The following is a 17,837-nucleotide window of genomic DNA, read 5'->3' as shown; positions in this document are numbered from 1 at the left end:
CCTGGCTTGGGTCCGCCCTGCGGGCGAACTTCCCTCCGTCCGGCATCGATTCGGGGGCCGGCGCGATGGGCATCCCTGCCCAGCGCACCTGCCCTTCATATCAAGAGCAGTGGCATCCCTGCCAGTTTCTCCCCCGAATCGACGCCTACCCTCGGCCTGCGCCCAAGTCGCGACTCGCGTCGTCGTGCCATCTCGGCTCGAAGATCAAAAGCTCAAACGTCAACTCCACTCGACGCATACCCGGTGGGAGATTTGCCGGTTCTACTGGCCCTTTCGCTGTGGTCCGGCACCGCAGCAGGCCAGCTACCACCGAGATCGGGCCAGGTCCAAAATCGCTTAACCGATCAGCTTTTTCCCTACGGTCGATCCCCGGTTTCAATACTGCCTTGCAAGCGCTCTTTGAGAAACTCGATAAACGCCTGCACCGGTCTGGAGGTCTGGCGGTGTTGTGGGTAGACCGCCGAGAGGGTCAGTGGTGGCGGGCGCAAGTCGTCGAGGACACGCACCAGGCTGCCGCTGCGCAGTGCGGCACCGACGATGAAGGTCGGCAGGTAGGTGATGCCCAGCCCGGCAATCGCCGCGTCGCGCAGCAGGTCACCGTTGTTGACCCGCATGCGGCCGGTGACGTTGATCAGCGTCGGTTTGCCCGGCCCGTCGAAGCGCCATTGCACCTGGCGGCTGTGGCCGTAAGGCAGGCAGTCGTGCTCGTGCAGTTGTTCCGGTGCGGTCGGGTGGCCGCGTTCGGCCAGGTACACGGGGCTGGCGCAATACACCCGTTCGATACTCGCGATACGTCGGGCCACCAGCGACGAATCTTCCAGAGTGCCGATGCGCAGCACCAGGTCGTAGCCTTCGCTGATCAGGTCCACCGGCCGGTCGCTGAGGTCCACTTCGATGCTCACGTCCTTGTAGCGTTGCAGGAACAACGGCACCAGGCAGCCAAGATGGGCGATGGCGAACGACAGCGGTGCACTGACCCGGATAGTGCCGCGCGGTTCGTTGTTCTGGCCGGCGATGCCCTGTTCGACCTGCTCCACCTCACTGAGCAGGCGCAGCGATGATTCGTAGTAACTCTGCCCCAGTGGCGTGACGTCCAGGCGCCGGGTCGAGCGGTTCAGCAAGCGGACCCCGAGGCGTTCTTCAAGCTGCATCAGGCGCCGGCTGACGAACTGCTTGGACAGGCCGAGTTTGTCGGACGCCGCCGTGAAACTGCCCGATTCCATGACCTGGCAAAAGATACGCATGTCTTCAAACGGGTTCATTGTCTCTTCCAGATTGACAGTTAAACGCCTTATACCCGCTTTTTCCGGTTTCGACAGCAAATTAATCTGTGTCCACGGTGCAGCTGAGGCCATACGCCATCAGCCACACCGAATTCTTCTGCCTGAATAACCCAACTCTGAATACCCAAGGACACTTTCATGAAATCGATCAAGATCAGCCTCGTTGCCAGCCTGCTCGCCCTGTCGGTCAACAGCGCTTTTGCCGCTGGCAGCCCAGGCGTTGAACACGATACCCAGGCGTTTCTCGAAGCCCTCGCCGCCGGCGGTGGCAAGCCGCTTGAGCAACTGAGCCCCAAGGATGCCCGTGCGGTGCTGACCGGCGCCCAGGCCTCGGTGAAGGTTGATCTGTCGGGCGTTGAAGTGACGCCGCGGACCATCACGGTTGACGGTCAGGCGATCAACCTGCAGATCGTCCGCCCGGCCAAGGTCAAGGGTGACTTGCCAGTGTTCATGTTCTTCCACGGCGGCGGCTGGGTGCTGGGCGACTTCCCGACCCACCAGCGGCTGATCCGCGACCTGGTGGTCGGCTCCGGTGCGGTGGCGGTGTATGTCGACTACACCCCGTCGCCTGAGGCTCAGTACCCGACCGCGATCAACCAGGCTTACGCCGCGACCCGCTGGGTGGCCGAGCATGGCAAGCAAATCGGCGTCGATGGCAAGCGCCTGGCAGTGGCAGGCAACAGTGTCGGCGGCAACATGGCCGCGGTGGTGGCGCTGATGGCCAAAGAACAGAAAGCCCCCGCACTGCGCTTCCAGTTGCTGCTGTGGCCGGTGACCGATGCCAACTTCGATAACGGCTCGTACAACCAGTTTGCCGAGGGCCACTTCCTGACCAAGGGCATGATGAAGTGGTTCTGGGACAACTACACCACCAACGCTGCCGAGCGCGCCCAGGTGCATGCCTCGCCGTTGCAGGCCAGCCCCGAGCAACTGCGCGGCCTGCCGCCAGCGCTGGTGCAGACCGCCGAGTTCGACGTGCTGCGTGACGAAGGCGAGGCTTACGCTCGCAAGCTTGATGCCGCCGGGGTACCGGTCACCGCAGTGCGCTACAACGGCATGATCCATGACTACGGCCTGCTCAACCCGTTGACCCACATCCCTGAAGTGCGCTCGGCCATGCGTCAGGCCGCCGGCGAACTGAAAGCTCACCTGAACTGACCACTACCAGACCAGGCGCTGCCCTCACAGCGCCTGGTCTCTTTTTTCGGAGTCGCCACCATGTCCTTCGTACTCAGCCATCCCCTGCTGTGGGGCGCCGTTATCCTGCTGGCCGATGTCTCGCTCTGGTATCTGGTGCCGCTGCATCTGCGGGCCGCCCGGGTGGCCATGCGTCTGGCGCTGTTCGTGCTTTACACCAGCCTGTTGATCAACAGCGGCATCAGCCCGCTACTGGCGCCCAGCTGGCCTGACGACAGCGTGATGCAACTGGGCGCGACGGCACTGGCGATTCTGTGGTGGCTGTTTGCGGCGCGGACCATGACCGTGCTGATCGGTCTGGCGCTGATGCGCCGGATCGGCCAGAGCGGCCGCTTGCTGCAGGACGTGTTCGGTGCGCTGATCTTCCTCGCTTGTGTGGTGGCCGCTGCCGGTTATGTGCTGGAGCTGCCGGTCAAGGGGCTGCTGGCGACTTCCGGGGCGATGGCGATCATCGTCGGTCTGGCCTTGCAGAGCACCCTGAGCGACGTATTCAGCGGCATCGTGCTCAACACCACCAAGCCCTATCAGGTGGATGACTGGGTGACCATCGACGGTGTGGAAGGCAAGGTGGTGGACGTCGACTGGCGCGCCACCCACTTGCAGACCAGCGCCGGTGCTACCGCCGTGGTCCCCAACTCGGTGGCGGCCAAGGCCAAAATAGTCAACCTCAGCCGACCCAGCAACATGCATGGGGTGTCGATCAGCATTCAGGTGCCCAAGCATGTCCGCCCACGCCGGGTGCTCGACGCTCTGCAGCGTGCCCTGCAAGGCAGCGACAGCCTGCTGCTGACTCCGGCGCCCAAAGCGGTGCTCAAGGAATCGGGCGAAACCATGGCCGAGTATGTGGCCAGCGGTTTCATCGCCGAACTGTCGCGCAAGGGTGAAGTGCGCAACCAGTTGTTTGACCTGGCCCACCGGCACCTGGAAGCGGCCGGAATCATTCGCCAGAGCGAGGGCAATGCGGTGCCGATTTCCCGGGCCAGGGCGCTGCTTGATGAGGTCAAGGTGTTCCGTTCACTGAGCGAGGAAGAACGCGATGCACTGGCCGAGGCGATGACCGCCGAGCAGTACGTCGCAGGCCAGGTGGTGCTGGATGTGAACGAGGTGTCCGAGTCGCTGTTTGTGATTGCCACAGGAGTGGTCAGTGCGGCGGTGCCCGACGGCGACAAACAGGTCGAAGCCGGGCGCATGGGGCCCAGCGAGATCATGGGTGAGCAGAGCGTGCTGGGCGATACCCCGTCCGAAGCCAGCTTCACTGCCATGACCTCAAGCATCATCTACCGTATCGACAAGGCCACCGCACGGGCCTGCCTGGAGAAATGCAAACAGGTCAACCGGGCCTTCAACAAGCTTCAGGCGGTGCGCCAGAACAACGCGCACAGTGTGTTACTGGCCCGCCCCGCACAAACCCGCAAAAACGGCTTCCTGAGTTGGTTGCAACGCCGCAACTGATCCCGCCAATGCTCTGGCCCGCAGCCTTGCGGGCCGATTCAAAAAGCAAAACGCCATCATCCGCGTTTGCAGAATTAACAACGATTAACTCGTCAGCCACGTGTGTGCAACCAAGAATGGCGGCCTCTGTGCAGACTTTTGCCCACGCAAAGTGCGGGTCCTGTTCAAGGCTCAAATGCCTCCCCGAGACTTACGGACAATTGCCATGACTCAAGATTCCCGACCAACGCGAGTTCTTCCCTGTCAGATCTGTTTACGCCTGCACAGCCGCAAGCGCCCCGTGTCGGCAGACAGTGGTGGTTTGACACCCTGGCGCGAGAAGCTCGCCATGCAACTGATTCTGGACAACCTCAGTGAGAACATCGAAGTGACCGGGCTGGCCAAAGCCTGTGCGTTGTCACGCAGTTACTTCTCGCGCGCGTTCAAGGCCAGCACCGGTTTGTCGCCTCAGGAATGGATCCGCGAACAGCGAATTCTGCGCGCCAAGTGCCTGATCGCCCACACCAGCATGAGCCTGACCCAGATCAGCCAGGAATGCGGGTTTTGCGATCAGTCACACTTTTCGCATATCTTCTCGCGCAGCGAAGGCATTACTCCGCTGACCTGGCGTGGCCATGCCTTGAAGAACCGTCATGATCACGGCTTGCGGATCGCCACCTGAGACCATTCGCCCATGCCAAGGAGTGCGCTGATGCCATCGACCCATGAGCAGCCCCTGCAGTTAGGGCCTTTGCGCATCTACCCCGAGCAACGCCTGGTGCTCGATGCCGACCAGCCGCTGCGTTTGTCTGGCCGGGCGCTGGACATTCTGCTGGTGCTGCTCGAACACCCCGGTGAAGTGGTCAGCCGTCAGACCCTGATGAGCCGGGTCTGGCCCACCAGCGTGGTCGAAGACAGCAACCTGCGCGTGCATATGGCAGCGCTGCGCAAGGCACTTGGGGATGGCCAGGCCGGCCAGCGGTATATCGTCACCGTGGCCCAGCGCGGCTACAGCCTGGTCGCGCCGGTGGTGCGCCTGCAACAGCCCGCACCCGGCCCGGACAGCGACACGCCGATTCATCTGAACCACAACCTGCCGGCGCGCCAGGCACGGATGATCGGCCGCCAGCCACTGGTCCAGGCCCTGGCGGTGAAGTTACAAAGCCAACGCCTGATCACCCTCACCGGCCCCGGCGGCATCGGCAAGACCTCCGTGGCGTTGCACGTTGCACACTCGCTGGTCGGTGATTACCGCGACGGTATCCGCTGGCTGGACCTTGCCGCGCTCAGCGACCCATTGCTGGTCGCCGCACAACTGGCTGCGCTGCTCGATCAGGCCCCGGCCGACGGCGACGCACTGGGCCAGTTGTGCAACTGGTTACGCGACCGCCAACTGCTGCTGGTGATCGATAACTGCGAGCATCTGATCGATGCGATTGCCGTACTCTGCGAGCGGCTCCTGCGCAGCGCACCCCAGGTTCATATTCTCACCACCAGCCGCGAGAGCCTGCGCGCCGAGGGCGAAGTCATTCAGCGCCTCGATGCCCTGGCCTGCCCGCCTACCGAATTGACCAGCCAGGTCGAAGCCATGGGCTTTGCCGCCTTGCAGTTGTTCGTCGAGCGCGCCATGCACAGCCAGGCGCATTTCGACCTGAGCCCGGCCAGCCTGGCGCTGGCCAGTGACATCTGTCGCCGGCTGGAGGGCATTCCGCTGGCCATCGAACTGGCCGCCGCGCAACTGGCCAGCCTGAGCCTGGAAGACCTGCAGACCCAACTGCAGGACAGTGTGGGATTGAGCATCACCGCTCACCCGGACAGCACCGGCCGTCATCAGACCCTGCTGGCGACCCTGGACTGGAGCTTTAACCTGCTCGAACCGGCCGAGCAGCTCTGCCTGTGCCGGCTGGCCGTGTTCAAGAGCCGCTTCAGCCTGGAGTCGGCGCTGGCAGTGGCTGGCGACCCGGCGCTGTCGGCGGCGCTGCTGTGCAATACCATCAGCCAGTTGGCCAACAAATCGCTGTTGAGCGTCGAGGCCGGTGATGAAACGGTGTTCTACCGCCTGCTCGACACCACCCGCCATTACGCGCTGGCCAAGCTGCGCCAGCGCAACGAACTGCCCGAGACCCTCAAACGCCATGCCGAGCACTGCCTGGCGCTGATGCAGCAGGCGCGCCACGACTGGCACAACCTGCCCACCCGGCAATGGATGCAACGCTACACCCGCAGCCTGGAGGACATTCGCGAGGTGCTCGACTGGGGTTTGAATGGCGAGGGTCCGCAAGCTTTGGCGATTTCACTGGTCGCGCACTCGGCGCCGCTGTGGCAGGAACTGTCGCTGCTCAAGGAGCACGGTGTGTACGTGCGCAAGGCCTTGCAAGCGCTGCAACACAGTGACCAGCCATGCCCGCCACTGGAATTGCAACTGCGCCTGGCGCTGGGCAACTACAGCTACCACAGCCGCGGCGCCAGCCTTGAAACCGTCGACGCCTTCAATGAAGCAAGACGCCTGGCCGATCAGGCCGGTGACGCCGACGGCCGGTTACGTGCGGTGTCCGGGCTCACAGCGGTCAATCTGTGCGGCGGTGATTATCAGGCGGCGGTGCTGCAGAGCCAGCAGTTCGAGCAATTGGGCGACGCGCCGATCACCGACCTCAGCGCCCTGCGTCTGCAAGTATTGGCCCTGCACTACAGCGGTCAGCAGACCCAGGCACGCCAGTGCGCCGAGCAAGCCCTGCAGCGCCTGAGCCACAGCGGACACTTGAACCGCTTCAGCCATGGCTTTGGCATTCAGTACGACCAAAGTGTGGCGGCGCTGACGATTCTGGCACGAATTCTCTGGCTGCAAGGCAGGCCCGCCGAAGCCCGGCGTACCGCAAACCAGGCACTGGAGATTGCCCTGCAGATCGACCATGGCCTGTCGATCTGCTACACCCTGGCGCTGGCCGGCTGCCCCATCGCCTTGTCCGAAGGACAAACTCAACTGGCCCACCAACGGGTCCGGCAACTGCATGCGCATGCCCACAAGCATTCGGTGTTGTTGTTCTACACCTGGGCCCAGCATTACGCCCGTCTGCTCGACTTGCCCGTCCAGCCGGCCAGCCCGGCCAGCGGCCTGTTGCGCGACATTCTGCTGAGCCTGCGCGGCGGCACGGTAGACGCCCGGCAACTGGAACGTGCGCGCAGTGGCGAAGCGGGTTGGTGCGCCGCTGAAATACTGCGTTGTCATGCCCAGCAGCAACCGGATGAAATCGCTCAGGATCAACTGCAACAGGCGCTGGACCTCGCCCGCCAGCAAGGCGCTGTGCTTTGGGAGCTGCGCTGCGCGCTGAGCCTGGCACGGTTATGGTTGCGCCAGCAGCGCCCTGCCCAGGCCGTAGAGGTGCTGCAACAGGTGCTCAATAGCGGCGAGGCCGATTGCGATCTGGCCGAACAGCGGCTGGTCACAAGCCTGCTGCACAGTTTGCAGGAGCCGCTTTAGCGGCAATCCTGGTCAATTAGGCACTGCATACCTCGGTGGAACCTTGGTCGCGAAAGGGCCGGTAAGGTCACAGCAGATGTGGTGCTTTTACTGGCCTCTTCGCGAGCAGACCGGGGCGCCGGGCGGCGATCCTACGCGCTCGCCAGGCTGTATTGCGGGTATCCCATGTAACGCTCGTAGCAAACCTGCAACGCCGGATATTCGCCACAGGCCTGCAAGCGACGCAAGGCATGTACCCGCACGGTATTGAGCAAGCGATAACGCACGGTCTGGTGATCGACCCTCACCGTCAACAACGACTTTGCTTCAAGCAGCACCAGCACATTGCGCAATTGATCCGGCCCGAAATCCTCGCAACACACCACTGCGCTTGCTGCTTGCCAGGTGAAGTCCAGGGCGAAGATCGCCAGGCGGCGCAGCAGGGTTTGCTCTTGCTCGCTCAGGTGCGCATGACTCCAGTCCAGCGCGGCGCCCAGTGACTGATGGCGGGCTACGGCGGTGCGACGACCGAGGCTCAGCAGCCACTGGCCATTGCTCATTTGCGCACGCAGGCCCGACAGCGCGAATACATCAAGCTGCGAGGCAAGCAGTTCGATTGCCAATGGCAGGCCGTCGAGCTGTCGGCAGATCTCGGTCACTGCGCTCAGATCCTGTTCACGCAGCCGATAATCCGGCTGACACGCCTGCACCCGGCTCACCCATAACTGCACGGCCGAGCAGGCCAGCACCTGCTGCCGGTCGTGCATGGCGGCACGTGACGGCACCTCCAGTGCGGGCACCGGCAAACAGTATTCGCCACGCGCATACAACGGCTGCCTGCTGGTGGCCAGGATCGTCAGTTGCGGTGCCTGCGCCAGTAAGCCTTCACCCCACTGGCGGCAGACGTGGGGCAGGCATTCGGCGCTGTCGAAGATCAACAGGCATTGGCGCACGGCCAAGGCTTCGCCCAGCACATCCAGCGCGGGTCGACCCGCCGCCTCGAGTTGCAGCAAGGCCACCAGTTGCTCAAGCAGTTGCTCCGGCGCCGCGCTGGAACAGTCGAGCAGCCACACCCCATCCCGGTAATGCCCGACCAGCAGCTCAGCGACCCGACACGCCAGCCGGCTCTTGCCGACGCCCGCCGGACCAGTGAGGGTTATCAGGCGCCGGGCAGACAACTGCCGGGCCAGGCTGGCCACTTGTTCATTGCGGCCGATCAGCGGGGTCAGCATGGCCGGCAGGTTATGCTGCGCCACGACTTCACCGGTCGACCAGCCGGCATCTTCGCCTTGCGAAACCTGCGCGACAAAGCTGTAGCCGCGCTGCGCGACGGTTGCGATGTAGCGCTGGCCATCGCGCCCGCCGCCCAGGGCGCGGCGCAATGCAGCGATGTGCACCCGCAGGTTGACTTCCTCGACCACCGAGTCAGGCCAGACCTGTTCGATGATCTGCTGTTTGCTGAGCACTTGACCGGCCTGCTCGACCAGCACCTGAAGAATATCCAGGGCGCGCCCACCCAGGGTCAACGCCACACCACTGCGCATGACTTGCCGCTGACGCACGTGCAACGCATAGGGACCGAACAGCAGCACCGCGTCGCCGGAGGTATTGTTCAGACTGTTCATGCGCACTCCCGCGCGCTGCACGGGGAACCGCCCGGTCAGCACCTGACTTTGAAGAATTAACCAGTGTTAATCTTCGCAGCCACAGCGCGTGAGACAACCGCGCCGGGGGGCCCGATACGGTCAATCCGGTGCGCTATCCGGACACCGGGCTGGCTGAACGGCTGCTGAACGCATTGAGTTTGTGTGGCGATAGTGTTCAACCGCTAGCTGAACTGCTCGCGATACTGATTAGGCGTCAGCCCCAACCGGGCGCTGAACAATGAACGCATGTGCCGCACGCTGCCAAAGCCGCTTTTATAAGCAATGGTCTTGAGCGGCAGGTCGGTGGTTTCCAGCAGGCTGCGGGCGCAATCGATGCGCGCACTCTGGAGGAACTCCATGGGTGTCATCTGTAGTTCGCGAACAAACAAACGGGAGAAGTGCCGGGCGCTCATGTTGGCCAGGGCCGCCATGCGCTCGACGGTAAACGGCTCGCCCAGTTGCTCCAGCACCTGGTTCTGCACCTTGGTGACCACACTTTCCTGAGGGGCCACGGCAGTCATCAGCGGGCTGAACTGCGCCTGGCCGCCCTGGCGCTTCATCAGCACCAGCAGCACCTTGGCCACGTCCTGGGCAACTTTTTTGCCATGATCCCGGGCGACCACTGCCAGGGCCAGGTCGATGCCTGCCGTCACGCCGCCAGAGGTCAGCAGGTTGCGGTCCTGAATGTAGATCTGATCGGTTTCCACCCGCGCCTTGGGCACCCGCTTGATCAGCCGCTCGGTATAGTGCCAGTGAGTGGTGACCCGATAGCCATCGAGCAGCCCGGCATCGCCCAGAATGAACGCCCCGGTGCAGATTGAGCCAAACCACTGCGCGCGTTGCACTGCCTCCGGCAGCCAGGCAAGCACTTGCGGCATCTGCCGGTCATAAGCCCCCGGCCCGCCCGGAATCAACAGCAGATCGCAGGCATCGTTGGCCTGTTCGATCGCCAGGTCAGCCTGCACCACGACCCCGTTGGAAGCCCGCAACGCACCGGGTTCGGAGCCGATGGTCACGATCCGGTAATGGTTTTCCGGCGCCAGGTAACGGTTGGCAATGGAAAACACCTCCAGCGGCCCGGACATATCGAGCAGCAGGAAATCGGGGAACAGCAGCATGGCCACGGTTTTCATGAGGGCTGGATCATGGAGGTAGCGGTGCTCATCAATAAATGTCTGGATCGCGTCAACTTGACCAAAAACGGACACAATTCTTAACGAGCGTTTTACCAGATAATTCAACACGGGGAAAGAACTGTCAACCGCAAAGCGACAGTCATTCATGATTGAGCCACTTATTGCGACAGTCTGATCGCAGTAATCTTGTTCTCAACAGATCGGCACCTGAATCACCAGGGCCGACACCGATTGGAGAACCATCATGCTCACTCTTCGCAAAGCTTCTGACCGCGGCGCTGCCCACCACGGCTGGCTCAATTCGCAGCACACCTTCTCGTTCGCCAACTACTACAACCCCGACGAAATGGGCTTTTCCGATCTGCTGGTGATTAACGACGACCGCGTCGAAGCCGGCAAAGGCTTCGGTCAGCACCCGCACCGCGACATGGAAATTTTCTCTTACGTGCTCGAAGGTGCGCTGGAACACAAGGACACGCTGGGCACCGGCTCGGTGATCCGCCCAGGCGATGTGCAACTGATGAGCGCCGGCAGCGGTGTGGCGCACAGTGAGTTCAACCACTCGCATGAAGAGCGGGTGCACTTTCTGCAAATCTGGATCGTGCCCAACATCGCCGGCGCCACGCCGAACTACCAGCAGCAACACTTCAGCGCCGAAGACAAGCGCGGCCGCCTGAAGCTGATCATCTCGCCGGACGGCCGGGAAGGTTCGTTGCAGGTTCGTCAGGATGCCAACGTGTATGCCGGCCTGTTCGACGGTGCCGAGTCTGCCGAGCTGAGCCTGGACGCCGACCGCTACGCCTACGTGCATGTTGCCCGTGGCAGCGTGGTCCTCAACGGCCAGGCCCTGGGCGAAGGTGATGGGGTCAAAGTGCGCAACGAACAGCGTCTGCAACTCAGCCAGGGCGTAGATGCAGAAGTGCTGGTCTTCGACCTGCGCGCCCAGGACCGTCCACAGCGTCCATAAGGTGGCCGATCCCTTGCAAATTGCATGGTGCAACAGGCACAACGCCGCGGCTGACGCGGCGTTGTCGTTTAATTTTTGTTACCCGCCTTGCGCAGATCTGCTGGAAGTCTGCAAGATGGCTCATCGCCTGTCCGACCGGTCAGATCGATGACCAGTGCCATGAACCGGACTTGCCTCTCCTATGCCCGTCGACTTGCAAACGCTCTATCCCAGGCTGATCCACCTGATGCTGGATACGGTCTTCGTAGTCGACAGCAGCGACCGGATCGTGTTCGTTAGCGATGCCTGCGAAGCATTGCTGGGCTACCGGGCCGACGAGTTGATCGGCACCCTGATCACCGGCTACCTGCACCCTGACGACGTGCCCGCCACGCGCGGCTCGATTGAACGGGTCATGAACGGCCTGCCGCACGTCGACTTTCGCAACCGCTACATCCGCAAGGACGGCGCCGTGGTGTCGATTCTGTGGGCAGCGTTCTGGTCTGAAGAGTTCGATGCGCGCATCGGCGTGGCCCGCAACGTCACCGCACTGGCCGAGGCCGAGCAACAGCTGCGTTTTCTCGCCCACCATGATCCGTTGACCGGGCTGACCAACCGGGCATTGTTCACCGACCGGCTGCAGACAGCCTTGAACGCAGCACAGCGTAATGAAAATACCGTGGCTTTGCTGTTTCTCGACGTCAACGGCTTCAAGGCCATCAACGATGTGCATGGGCATGCCGTCGGTGACCAGGTGCTCTGCGAGATTGCCAGGCGCCTGCAAGACTGCGCGCGCAAGAGCGACACGGTGGCGCGCATGGGTGGCGATGAATTCACCGTGCTGCTGACCAACGTCCATTGCGGGGAGGGTATCGAAGCGAAAGTCGCGCAGCTCATCAGCGCCCTGGCCGAACCGCTGGGGCGAGAGTTTGGTGATCTGCAAATGCCGTCGTGCAGTATTGGCGTGGCGCGTTTTCCCGAGCATGGCACCGACGCCGATGCGCTGCTCAGTCATGCCGATGCAGAGATGTATCGGGTCAAGCGCCAGCGCGGCAGATGAATATCCAAGGCACGACTTGCTAACGCGTCCTGACCAACCGGGCCAATCCCACCGTGACCAGCACCGCCAACACCACCGCCACGCTCAGCGACGCCCCCACGCCCCATTGCACAATCGAGTGCTGCAGCGCCAGGTAAAAGCCCACCACGCCCACCGCGCCGATGGCGTTGCCACGCACGATGGCGCCCAGTTCATAGCGCCCGCCCTGCACATGGGCAAATACTGCCAATGGCCAGGCAATCACCGGGATCGGTGCCAGCAAGCCACTGATCACAGGGCCCAGCCACTCGGCGCTGGCCGTAATTGCCAGTAACAACAGCGTTGCGGTGAGCATGCGCATCGGAATGACCCACCGCGGCAGCGCTACATAGTTGGCCTTGCGGGTCTGCGCCTCTTTACCCGTGAGCACGATGTTCGCCGCGACCAACAACAAGGTGGCAATGATCGACACCAGCGGCGCGCCCACACCACTGATTGCCAAAGCGGTCGCCGCATAAGCCATCAGTGCCGTGATGCAGCCGATAAAGGCCCCGACTTTACGGGTCACCAGAAAGTAAAACAGGTAAGTCGCCTGAATTGCCGCCAACCCGGCCAGCGCCCCCGGCACCGCCTGCAAGGCAAACCCGGCGCCTTGTTCAAGACTGAGAAACAGCATCACCAGCGCAGAAGTAATCGGCAGCCCGGACAGTAAACCGCCGATATGCGTACCCCAGCGTTTGGCCGCCAGAGAGATGACCAGCATCAGCGTGGGAGTGATGAGCAATTTGAGGTAGAAGGCGGTCATCAACAAGACATCGAACCAGACATGGAAAGACCGCCATCTTAACCGCAACGAATTGGCCAGACGCAGACAGTAAAAAAGACCCGAGCTTATCGGGCGGAACGGGCACGCATCACTCGCTACGGGTACCCGCTTGCTGAGCCCTTGAACCGACTCGCTGCTGTCTGGAAATCAACATGAATCGGCATCAATTGCGGGGAATGCCTCTGCGATTTCTTTAAATGCTGTGTGGCATCCTAGCGAGACGTTTCAGACAGCGCTCTTGACGACAGCTCTGTATGGCCGTTGCAACTCACCATCGCATAGTACTTGTTGTCAGGCACATCAACAGAAACTGACCAGAGCCGATGGGCCGGGTTGTAAGTGGCATCTGAAAGAATCCTGACGCCCTCCCCTCCACCCTTGGGAGGAAATCTGTCGAAGTAGGCGCGAATCGATTTCTCTAGAAAATCCTGCCCGGCCTCAGGACAAGGCGCGCTTTGTTGTTGCCCACACCCCACCACCATAATCAGCAGCGCGGCCATTGATAACGGTTTTAAAAATCGCATGATGATCCTTGTCCGCCAGTCTGGCCTTGAGTACGGATGTTATCGCGCAACGGATAAAAATGCCCATCGCCGGAAGATAGCTGCCCCCTTGCCAGTCAATATTCCCGACGGCTCCGGCCTCTCATCTACCAGCCCTCAGCGCGGCTTTTTACAAACATTTACAGCACTCTGACCCTGGGTTTCTCGCACCAGAAGGACAAGACAAACTACTTCTGGGGCTCGTCGATGGCTGGCCTGGACGTTGACATCCTCCCCGGCCTGAAGGCCAGAGATTCCTACGGCGCTCAGGCGCGGCATCGAGCCGCCCCAAGTCGCTTCGGTGGGTTCCTGCTGCTGGCGCCATGACCTCTGCGCTCACTTCACAGGCTAACCGGGCGTGTCCCGCCCTTAGTACATTCATCGCGCCGACCACATCGGCGTTGCCTTCGAAACCACACCCCACACACCTGAACATGTTGCAATGGGTGAACAGGCGCATCGGCCAGCCATGCGGTTTGCGGGCTATTGCGCCATTCGGTCAGCAACTTGCACAGGCCCGCATAGCCGAGCTTCTTCTCGCCTTGCTCGTGGCGCTCCTTCTGCAACGCCAGCGCCTTGTTGAAGACGAAGCGACAGGAGCCCGCAAAGCGGCGCATTTGCCGCTCCTGCCAGCCGTCTGGCATGAGTTCGTACTTGAAGGCTTGAAGTCGTTGCATGCTGCTCTTGAGCCATGAGCAATGAAGACGACATTAGGCGCGGATGGCACGGTGTTTTCAAGGTGCATGCCCATGGGGTCTTTGTAACGAAATACCGCCGTAGAAGAGCATCTGTGTCACCGTGTTACTGCGCATCATCCTGTGGCGGTGCGTCCATCAAACAGCAGCAGACACCCCATTGCCGCCAGGGACGGCTAAGCCGTCCGCGCTATCCTTCCCCGCACTGAACGGCGGGGCTTGTCGCGCCCCGATGGTCAGCGGCCCGTTCGACGCCTTCGGCCGTACTCATGAGCTGGTGGTCGGCGCCAGCAAGCGTGTCTATGACCGGACCACTCACAACTACAGCCCGTACAACCTCTACTGGCCGCTCGATGGCGCCAAGCCGGATTTCGTGCGCACCAACGACAGCCATAACATCACCACCCAGGATGGCGTGTACCTGACCACTCGCCTGAACCTGGCCGACCCGCTGAAGCTGATTCTGGGCAGCCGCCTGGACTGGTACGACTACGACAACCGCAGCGGCGCCGGCGACTACAAGGTGACCCGCAACGTCACCCGCTACGCCGGCCTGATCTACGACCTGGACGCGCACCACTCGGTATACGCCAGCTTCAGCGATATCTTCACCCCGCAAAGCTCGCTGGATACCTCCGGCACCCCGGTACGGCCCATAGTCGGCAAGAACTACGAGATCGGCATCAAGGGCGAGTACTTCGACGGTGCGCTGAACGCCAGCCTGGCTCTGTTCCGCGTCGACCAGCAAAACCGTGCGGTGCAGGTGTTCGTACCGAACTGCCCGCAATCGGCCTGCTATGAAGCCTCCGGCGAAGTGCGCAGCCAGGGTATCGACCTGGAACTGCAAGGCGCACTGACCGAAAACTGGCAGGTCGGCGGCGGCTATACCTATGCCCGCGTGCACACCATCAAGGATGACGCCGCACCGCAGAACGTGAACCAGCGTTTCGACACCGACACTCCAGAACACCTGTTCAAGCTGACCACCCGTTATCAGTTCCAGGGCCAACTGGAAAAACTGCGCGTGGGCGGCAACCTGTCCTGGCAGAGCCGCATGTACAACGACTTCGCCGTGCTCAACGGCAACTACCGTCTGGAACAAGGCAGCTACGTGCTGACCGACCTGATGGCCGGCTACAAGGTCAACCAGAACCTGGACCTGCAAGTGAACGCCAACAACATTTTCGACCGTAAATACTATGCGTCGATTTCCAACGCAGTGACCTACGGCGGCGACACCTATGGCGCACCGCGTAACCTGATGCTGACCGCCAAATACAGCTTCTGAGCCTCTTGCCCGGCGCAAGGAAGCGCCACTGGGCAGTGAACAAACCCGCCATGCCCGCAGTCCGAACAGCACCCCGCTGATCCAGGACACTCCGCCATGCCTTTGCGCCCTGCCGCTCTGACCACTTTTCTTGCACTGTCCGGTATGGCTGTGGCCCAAGAACCCTTGCGCCTGGAGCAACTGGCGCGCTGCGGCGATCTGCTCGACAGCCAGCGCCAGACCTGGTGCCTGACCGTGCGCGGTATGACACAGCACACGCCCAGCCTGAAACTTGCCGGCCAGAGCCTGCCGGCAAACGCGGTGCAACGCGACGGCCAGAACCTGCGCCTGACCCTCGACAGCCATGGCCGGCAGAGCGGCCCGCTGTGGCTGGAAGACGGCACGCGGGCCAGCAATGCGGCCTGGCTGACCCTGCGCAACAGTCATGTAGTGGCAGCCAAAGCGGATGAAGTGGCGAAGAACATGGATGGCCTGACCACCTACGTGAATCTGGTCAGCGTGTTGATCGAAGAAAATCAGGATGGCCGCCTGGCCGCGCAGCAGTTGGCCGACAAATATGGCGCTACGGTGGTCGGCAGCATTGCGCCGCTCAACCTGTATCAACTGCGCCTGCCCGCCACCGATCTGGTGCAGCGCGATGCCTTGGTGTTGCGTCTGGGCAGTGAGATCAGTGTCGATGCGGTGGTGATTGAAGAGTCGGCTGCCGAGGAGGCTGAACAGCCGCCGGTACGCCGGCAAGAACCGCGTAAACCCGCGCCGGACTCGGACGAGTGGGCTGCCAATCGCTTTGTCGATGCCGTCAATTACTACCAGCGGCGCATCCCCGGCCGCCAGTCGCCCATCCAGCCGCAACCGGTGCGCATCGGCCTGATCGAGCGCAGTGTGGATTTCGACACCGCCGATTTTAGCGACTATATCGGCGCCTGCGCGCTGCCGCGCACCTGCGTCTATGCCCGTGACGCCAGCAAGCCGGACAGCCACGGCACCACCGTGGCGGGGATTCTCGCTGCAGGTTGGGACAACGGCGGCAACACCGGCCTGTTGCGCAGCCTGGACAAGCATTCCGGCGGTTTCGAGGTGATCGTGGAGCGTAATTCTGATGCCGGGATCACCGCCAATATCGCCGCCTCGGTGAACCTGGTCGAAGACGGCGTGCGGGTGCTCAACTGGAGCTGGGGCATTCATCGGGTCGGGGCCAAGACCGTGGACGGCACCGAGGTGGATTCGCTGTTGCGCTCGGGGCTGGCCATGAGTGGTTATGAAGAGCTGCTCGAAGAGTTCTTCTTCTGGCTGCGCCGCGAACACCCGGACGTGCTGGTGGTGAACTCGGCGGGTAACGGCTCGTCGTTTTCCAGCACCGACGAATACCGCCTGCCCTCCTCGTTCGTCACCGAACAACTGCTGGTGGTCGGCGGCCATCAGCGCAGCGAGCAGCCTGGCCTGGCCGTGCAAGACCCTGGCTATGCGGTCAAACGCAGTTCATCGAACATTGATAAGCGCGTCGACATCACCGCTGCCGCCTGCGCCCATGCCTCGACCCGCGACGCCGGGCAGACCGGTAGCGTGCATTGCGGCACCTCCTATGCCACGCCAATGGTCGCCGGCCTTGTGGCGACCATGCTGTCGATCAATGCGCAGTTGCAACCGGCGCAACTGCGCATGCTGCTGCGCCGCAGCTCGATGACCATCGGTGACAACTACGACTTCGAGCCCACCGATGCCGAAGACCTCACCGCACCGATCCTGCCGTCCGAACGCAGCTACCAACTGGACAACCAGGACGTTGGCCGCTCGGCACGCCTGGACATGCAGCAGGCTCTGGACCTTACGGTGCAGAGCCGTGAGCGGGTGCGCTGACAGACCGTTAAAAAACAAGCTGCCTGGTGCCGATGAGTTAAAGCGACTTGGCATGCTCACACGCTTGCTGATTTGAAATACTGTGGGAACGAGCCAGCTCGTGAATAGAACAATCCCGATAGCCTCTGGAGCGCCTGGAAAACAGCCTTCACGACCAAGGTCGTTCCCACCTCGATCCTGATCTGAAATACGGCCGCTCCCACCCGGTTCCTGCCTTGAAATACTGTGGGAACGAGCCAGCTCGTGAATAGGCCAATCCCGATAGCCCCTGTAGCGCCAAGAAAACAGCCTTCACGACCAAGGTCGTTCCCACCTCGATCCTGATCTCAAATACGGCCGCTCCCACCCGGTTCTGCCTTGAAATACGGTGGGAGCCAACTGTCTTTCATCATCCCCCGATGAATGGGCATTTTATAATGCCATCGCGGATAGATTCCGCGATGGCGGGCAAAGCCCGCCCCCCATTCAAACCACGTGATCACGCCATGGTGTTC

At 62.1% G+C, this 17,837-nt stretch carries 13 protein-coding genes and 1 pseudogene; 8 read left to right on the top strand and 6 right to left on the bottom strand.

The genetic code is table 11. The features are described from left to right. Window positions 1-356 precede the first annotated feature (356 nt). On the bottom strand, window positions 357-1,262 hold the full coding sequence (locus NJC38_RS19775; protein WP_253116738.1) for a LysR family transcriptional regulator: 906 nt from the start codon (window positions 1,260-1,262) through the stop codon (window positions 357-359). A gap of 159 nt (window positions 1,263-1,421) precedes the next feature. Here NJC38_RS19775 and NJC38_RS19770 point away from each other — a divergent pair, with 159 nt between their 5' ends. The 4 genes from NJC38_RS19770 to NJC38_RS19755 all read left to right on the top strand — a co-directional run bounded on the left by NJC38_RS19770 (window position 1,422) and on the right by NJC38_RS19755 (window position 7,389). After that, the gene (locus NJC38_RS19770; protein WP_045481698.1) at window positions 1,422-2,441 is read left to right on the top strand and encodes an alpha/beta hydrolase; all 1,020 of its coding nucleotides are present in this window, start codon (window positions 1,422-1,424) and stop codon (window positions 2,439-2,441) included. Window positions 2,442-2,501: 60 nt separating this feature from the next. After that, a complete protein-coding gene (locus tag NJC38_RS19765; RefSeq protein WP_045481701.1) occupies window positions 2,502-3,932 on the top strand; it encodes a mechanosensitive ion channel family protein in 1,431 nt (476 codons plus the stop codon). Window positions 3,933-4,137: 205 nt separating this feature from the next. Further along, window positions 4,138-4,593: an AraC family transcriptional regulator gene (locus NJC38_RS19760; protein WP_253116736.1), complete on the top strand. Its 456-nt coding sequence runs from the start codon at window positions 4,138-4,140 to the stop codon at window positions 4,591-4,593. Between the two features lie 30 nt (window positions 4,594-4,623). Continuing rightward, window positions 4,624-7,389, top strand: a complete 2,766-nt coding sequence (locus NJC38_RS19755; protein WP_253116734.1) for a winged helix-turn-helix domain-containing protein — start codon at window positions 4,624-4,626, stop codon at window positions 7,387-7,389. A gap of 131 nt (window positions 7,390-7,520) precedes the next feature. On the opposite strand, the gene NJC38_RS19750 is transcribed toward NJC38_RS19755, so the two are convergent. Beyond that, entirely contained in the window at window positions 7,521-8,993 is a 1,473-nt protein-coding gene (locus tag NJC38_RS19750) for a winged helix-turn-helix domain-containing protein (protein WP_045481710.1), read from the bottom strand. Window positions 8,994-9,196: 203 nt separating this feature from the next. Continuing rightward, window positions 9,197-10,147, bottom strand: coding sequence for a GlxA family transcriptional regulator (locus NJC38_RS19745; protein WP_045481713.1), 951 nt, complete (start codon window positions 10,145-10,147; stop codon window positions 9,197-9,199). Window positions 10,148-10,394: 247 nt separating this feature from the next. On the opposite strand from NJC38_RS19745, the gene NJC38_RS19740 reads away from it, so the two are divergent. Both NJC38_RS19740 and NJC38_RS19735 read left to right on the top strand, forming a co-directional pair. After that, window positions 10,395-11,117, top strand: coding sequence for a pirin family protein (locus NJC38_RS19740; RefSeq protein ID WP_253116732.1), 723 nt, complete (start codon window positions 10,395-10,397; stop codon window positions 11,115-11,117). Between the two features lie 181 nt (window positions 11,118-11,298). Continuing rightward, complete coding sequence (locus NJC38_RS19735; protein WP_253116730.1) at window positions 11,299-12,156, top strand: sensor domain-containing diguanylate cyclase; 858 nt, start codon at window positions 11,299-11,301, stop codon at window positions 12,154-12,156. A gap of 19 nt (window positions 12,157-12,175) precedes the next feature. Here the strand turns inward: NJC38_RS19735 and NJC38_RS19730 are convergent, their stop codons facing one another. From NJC38_RS19730 to NJC38_RS19720, 3 genes are all read right to left on the bottom strand, one after another. After that, window positions 12,176-12,940: a hypothetical protein gene (locus tag NJC38_RS19730; protein ID WP_253116728.1), complete on the bottom strand. Its 765-nt coding sequence runs from the start codon at window positions 12,938-12,940 to the stop codon at window positions 12,176-12,178. A 233-nt stretch (window positions 12,941-13,173) separates the two neighbouring features. After that, window positions 13,174-13,485: a hypothetical protein gene (locus NJC38_RS19725; protein ID WP_144403175.1), complete on the bottom strand. Its 312-nt coding sequence runs from the start codon at window positions 13,483-13,485 to the stop codon at window positions 13,174-13,176. 359 nt (window positions 13,486-13,844) lie between these two features. Beyond that, entirely contained in the window at window positions 13,845-14,180 is a 336-nt protein-coding gene (locus tag NJC38_RS19720) for a helix-turn-helix domain-containing protein (protein WP_253116726.1), read from the bottom strand. A 256-nt stretch (window positions 14,181-14,436) separates the two neighbouring features. On the opposite strand from NJC38_RS19720, the pseudogene NJC38_RS19715 reads away from it, so the two are divergent. Further along, window positions 14,437-15,486 (top strand): annotated as a pseudogene (locus NJC38_RS19715) (TonB-dependent receptor); the annotation flags it as partial. Window positions 15,487-15,582: 96 nt separating this feature from the next. Continuing rightward, window positions 15,583-17,343, top strand: a complete 1,761-nt coding sequence (locus tag NJC38_RS19710) for a S8/S53 family peptidase (protein WP_253116724.1) — start codon at window positions 15,583-15,585, stop codon at window positions 17,341-17,343. Window positions 17,344-17,837: the final 494 nt, after the last annotated feature.

The organism is Pseudomonas sp. 21LCFQ010 (genome assembly GCF_024129905.1).
Taxonomy (GTDB): Bacteria; Pseudomonadota; Gammaproteobacteria; order Pseudomonadales; family Pseudomonadaceae; genus Aquipseudomonas.
This window is presented reverse-complemented; position numbering and strand designations above follow the sequence as displayed.

Coding starts and splice junctions, on each gene's coding strand:
- NJC38_RS19775 (WP_253116738.1), bottom strand. CDS start 1,262: ATGAACCCGTTTGAAGACATGCGTATCTTTTGCCAGGTCATGGAATCG.
- NJC38_RS19770 (WP_045481698.1), top strand. CDS start 1,422: ATGAAATCGATCAAGATCAGCCTCGTTGCCAGCCTGCTCGCCCTGTCG.
- NJC38_RS19765 (WP_045481701.1), top strand. CDS start 2,502: ATGTCCTTCGTACTCAGCCATCCCCTGCTGTGGGGCGCCGTTATCCTG.
- NJC38_RS19760 (WP_253116736.1), top strand. CDS start 4,138: ATGACTCAAGATTCCCGACCAACGCGAGTTCTTCCCTGTCAGATCTGT.
- NJC38_RS19755 (WP_253116734.1), top strand. CDS start 4,624: ATGCCATCGACCCATGAGCAGCCCCTGCAGTTAGGGCCTTTGCGCATC.
- NJC38_RS19750 (WP_045481710.1), bottom strand. CDS start 8,993: ATGAACAGTCTGAACAATACCTCCGGCGACGCGGTGCTGCTGTTCGGT.
- NJC38_RS19745 (WP_045481713.1), bottom strand. CDS start 10,147: ATGAAAACCGTGGCCATGCTGCTGTTCCCCGATTTCCTGCTGCTCGAT.
- NJC38_RS19740 (WP_253116732.1), top strand. CDS start 10,395: ATGCTCACTCTTCGCAAAGCTTCTGACCGCGGCGCTGCCCACCACGGC.
- NJC38_RS19735 (WP_253116730.1), top strand. CDS start 11,299: ATGCCCGTCGACTTGCAAACGCTCTATCCCAGGCTGATCCACCTGATG.
- NJC38_RS19730 (WP_253116728.1), bottom strand. CDS start 12,940: ATGACCGCCTTCTACCTCAAATTGCTCATCACTCCCACGCTGATGCTG.
- NJC38_RS19725 (WP_144403175.1), bottom strand. CDS start 13,485: ATGCGATTTTTAAAACCGTTATCAATGGCCGCGCTGCTGATTATGGTG.
- NJC38_RS19720 (WP_253116726.1), bottom strand. CDS start 14,180: ATGCAACGACTTCAAGCCTTCAAGTACGAACTCATGCCAGACGGCTGG.
- NJC38_RS19710 (WP_253116724.1), top strand. CDS start 15,583: ATGCCTTTGCGCCCTGCCGCTCTGACCACTTTTCTTGCACTGTCCGGT.